This is a genomic window from Tissierellales bacterium (assembly GCA_035301805.1).
Lineage (GTDB): Bacteria > Bacillota > Clostridia > Tissierellales > DATGTQ01 > DATGTQ01.
Window position 1 is genome coordinate 1 of sequence record DATGTQ010000184.1, and the last position, 4004, is coordinate 4004.

General features: G+C 27.9%; 3 protein-coding genes. All 3 read left to right on the plus strand.

Annotation, left to right across the window (positions count from 1 at the left end):
• Nucleotides 1-2630, plus strand: a 2630-nt coding sequence (gene smc / locus VK071_09240) for a chromosome segregation protein SMC (protein HLR35487.1), incomplete at its 5' end; no start/stop codon positions are given.
• A 10-nt stretch (nucleotides 2631-2640) separates the two neighbouring features.
• Nucleotides 2641-3642 (plus strand): signal recognition particle-docking protein FtsY, encoded by a 1002-nt coding sequence (gene ftsY / locus VK071_09245; GenBank protein ID HLR35488.1) that lies wholly within the window; start codon nucleotides 2641-2643, stop codon nucleotides 3640-3642.
• 64 nt (nucleotides 3643-3706) lie between these two features.
• Nucleotides 3707-4004: sigma factor-like helix-turn-helix DNA-binding protein (locus VK071_09250; GenBank protein HLR35489.1), on the plus strand; the 298-nt coding region annotated here is incomplete at its 3' end.

A 4004-nucleotide genomic window follows, 5' to 3' on the forward strand; every position in this document is an offset into this window, starting at 1 on the left:
ATTTAGAAAGAATCACAAATGAAAAAAGTAGATTATATAATTCTATAAAAGAAACTGATGAAAAGATATTAAATTTAAAAGCAAATAAAGAAACAGTTAGTTTAGATCATGAAAATATTTATAAAAAACTTCATCAAAAGAAGGAAGAACTTCAGATTATATATAATAAACTTGAAAATCTAAAATCTCAAATAGAAAACAAAAAAGATGAAGATATATCCTTATATAGACAAATTTCTGATAAGGAGAGCGAAATTAATAGTGTAAACCTACTATATCAGAAGATTGAATTGAATTTATCCCAATTACAAGAAGAAATTGATAATATAAAAGTGAAAGAAGATACAAATATAAGAAAAATGGAAACACTCCTAGAAGAAAAAGAAGAAATAGAAGCAGAGCTAGAACTATTAAAAGAAGAATCAATTAAAAACAAACAGATTGAAGAAAATTTTAAGAAAGATGAAAAAATAATATTAGAGACTATAAATAAAAATGAAATAAAATTGCAAGGATTTCTTTCTAGTTTGAATCTATATAAAAATATGGAAACAGCTTATGAAGGATACTATCAAGGTACTAAAAATATTCTCAAAGCAGTTAAAAATAAAAGGATTTCTAATGAAGGGTTTATCGGACCAGTGGCAGAATTATTAAAAGTGGACAAGACTTATGAGAAAGCCATAGATATAAGTCTTGGTAGCAGTGTTCAAAATATAATTATGGAAAGTGAAGCAAGTGCTAAGAATTTAGTAGAATATTTAAGAAATCATAATCTAGGAAGAGCAACCTTCCTACCCTTAAACACTATTAGGGGAAATGTTTTAAATATTAATATAGAACAATTAAAAAAATATGGAGTATTGGGATTAGGACATAATGTAATTCAATATAAGGAAGAATACAATAATATATTTAAATATTTACTAGGTCGGATTATTATTATAGATAATTTAAATAATGGATTGAGATTGGCTAATCGATTTGGTCATAGATATAAAATTGTTACCTTGGATGGAGATCTACTAAATCCTGGTGGATCCTTAACAGGTGGAAGCTATGGTAAAAATACAATTAGTCTTATAAGTAGAAAAAACAAGATAACAAATCTTAGTGAAAATATAGATAAATTACAATTAATAATTAAAGATAAAAAAAGAGAGAAGAGAGGAATTACTAAAAAATTAGAAAATATCATGGATAAAAATAAACAAATAGATTTGGAAATTAAAACTCTTGAATCAGAAGCATTAGATACATCTAATAGATATGACAATTTATTAGATGATAAAAGCACCCTAGAAGAGAACTTGATTAAATCTACATCTGAAATAAAAGAACTAAAAAAGGAAATGGATAATTTAAGATGGGAAAAGAATAATAAGAAGAATATTTTAAAAGAATTAGAAAACAAGTCAGAGATTGTAAAAAAGGATACAAATATTTTAAAATATAGTCTTGAGAATAATAATCCATTATATGAGAAACTTTCAGGAGTCATAGCCGATTTACGAATTGAAATCAATACTAGTGAAAATAATATAAGAAATCTACAAAAAGAAATAGATAGAAAGACCCAGGAAAATATAGACAATGATTTATCATATAAAGAAAATAGTAATAAAATTAAGGAACTGGAAAAGGAAATAAGTACAATAATAGAAAACAAAGATAAACTATCTAGGCTTATAAAAGAAACAGAAAATAATGAAACACATATATCAGCTAAAATGGAAGAGTATATAGATAAGAAAGAGTATTTAATGAAAGATTATTATAACAAGGAGAAAGATATCAGGGATATTGATAAGACAATAAGTATTTTAGAGAAACAAAATAATAATAACAGTTTAAAGCTATCAAAAGTAAAATTAAAATTAGAAATTGAAGAGTCTAAACTATTAGATAATTATGAATTGAATTTTCAAGAAGCTAGAAAATATGAAAGGGAAATTTCTAATATTACAAAAGCTAGGAATAGAGTAGCAAAATTAAAAACTTCAATAAAAAATATAGGGAATGTAAACTTAGCTTCAATAGAAGAACATAAAAGTGTTAAAGAAAGATTAGAGTTTTTAAATAATCAGCATGATGACTTATCAAGTAGTAAGAAAGATTTAAATTTAATTATTGAAGATATGGAAGAAAAAATGGAAAAGATATTTAAAAAATCTTTCAGTGAAATTAACAGAAACTTCTCAGAAATTTTTATTAGCTTATTCAATGGAGGTAGAGCTTCTTTACAACTGAGTGATATGGACAATATATTAGAATCAGGTATAGAAATACAAGCACAGCCTCCTGGTAAAAGACTACAAAGTTTAAGTTTATTATCTGGAGGAGAAAAATCTTTGACAGCAGTTGCCCTGTTATTTGCAATATTTAAAACAAGACCATCTCCATTTTGTATATTAGATGAGATTGATGCTGCCTTAGATGAAGCTAATATAGGTCGCTATACAGAGTTTTTAAAAAGCTTCCAAGAAGAAACACAATTTATATTAATAACCCATAGAAAAACAACTATGGAAATTGCTAATATATTATATGGAGTAACCATGGCTGAAGAAGGAGTAAGTAAATTGATTTCCGTAGAATTAAAAGATTTTATTGAAAATATAGCTAGTTAGGAGGCATAGAATGTTCAAATGGCTTAAAGGTAAAGAAAGAAAAGAAGATAATAAGGATTGTTCTGTAGAAGAATCATCAAAAACCAATGAAGAAAAAATTGGTTTTTTCGATAAACTAAAAAACAGTCTATCTAAAACTCGTAAGGAAATGTCAGATAAAATTGATAGTATCCTATCTATGTATAAAACGATTGATGAGGAGCTTTTTGAAGATTTAGAAGAAATTTTGGTTACGGCTGATGTAGGAGTAAATACTACTATGGAGTTAATCGATAGGGTAAGAGAAAGAGTGAAGGATGAAAAGATAATTGAACCTAATGAAGTCAAAGGTGTACTTAAGGAAGAAATAAAAACTTTTATGAATGACTCTGTAAAAGATAATTCTTTAAATATAGAACCAAGTCCTGCAGTAATGCTAGTAGTCGGAGTAAATGGTGTAGGAAAAACTACTACTATAGGAAAATTAGCCTATAATTTTAGGGAGCAGGGGAAAAAGATCCTAATTGCAGCTGGAGATACTTTTAGGGCAGCAGCCATAGAACAATTAGAGGAATGGAGTAATAGATCAGGTGCTGAATTTATTTCTCATAGCGAGGGTGCAGATCCAGCAGCGGTTGTATATGATGGAATACATGCAGCTAGAGCTAGGGATGTAGATGTATTAATATGTGATACAGCAGGGAGACTTCACAATAAAGCTAATTTAATGAATGAATTAAACAAAATATTTCGTGTTGTGGAAAGGGAGTATCCAGATGCAAGAAAAGAAGTATTATTAGTACTAGATGCAACTACAGGCCAAAATGCTCTTAATCAGGCCAAGACCTTTAAGGAGGTTGCTAATATTACAGGTGTAGCACTTACTAAATTGGATGGAACTGCCAAAGGCGGTGTGATCATAGCCCTCCAAGCCGAATTGGGACTGCCTGTTAAACTAATAGGAATCGGTGAGGGCATAGAAGATTTGCAAGACTTTAATACGGATGATTTTGTAGAAGCTATTTTTTATTAATATTGACAATTATAAAATTTTATAATAAGGTAATGCTGTCAAGTTTAAAACTTGACAGCATTATTTGGTTGGTGATATAATGATTGAGAAATTAGTTGAGATTGGAATTTTATATGATTATTATGGCAATCTACTTAGCCATAAACAGTCTGAGGTTATTGAATTATTTTATAATCATGATTTATCTCTTGCAGAAATTGGAGAGAATCTAAATATTACAAGGCAAGGAGTATTTGATACACTGAAGAGGGCAGAAGCTAATTTATACGAGTATGAACAAATTCTAGGCTTAATAAAGAGATTTAAAGATAAAGACAATGATATACAAGAAATTATCAATTCGTCTAAATATATTAGGGATA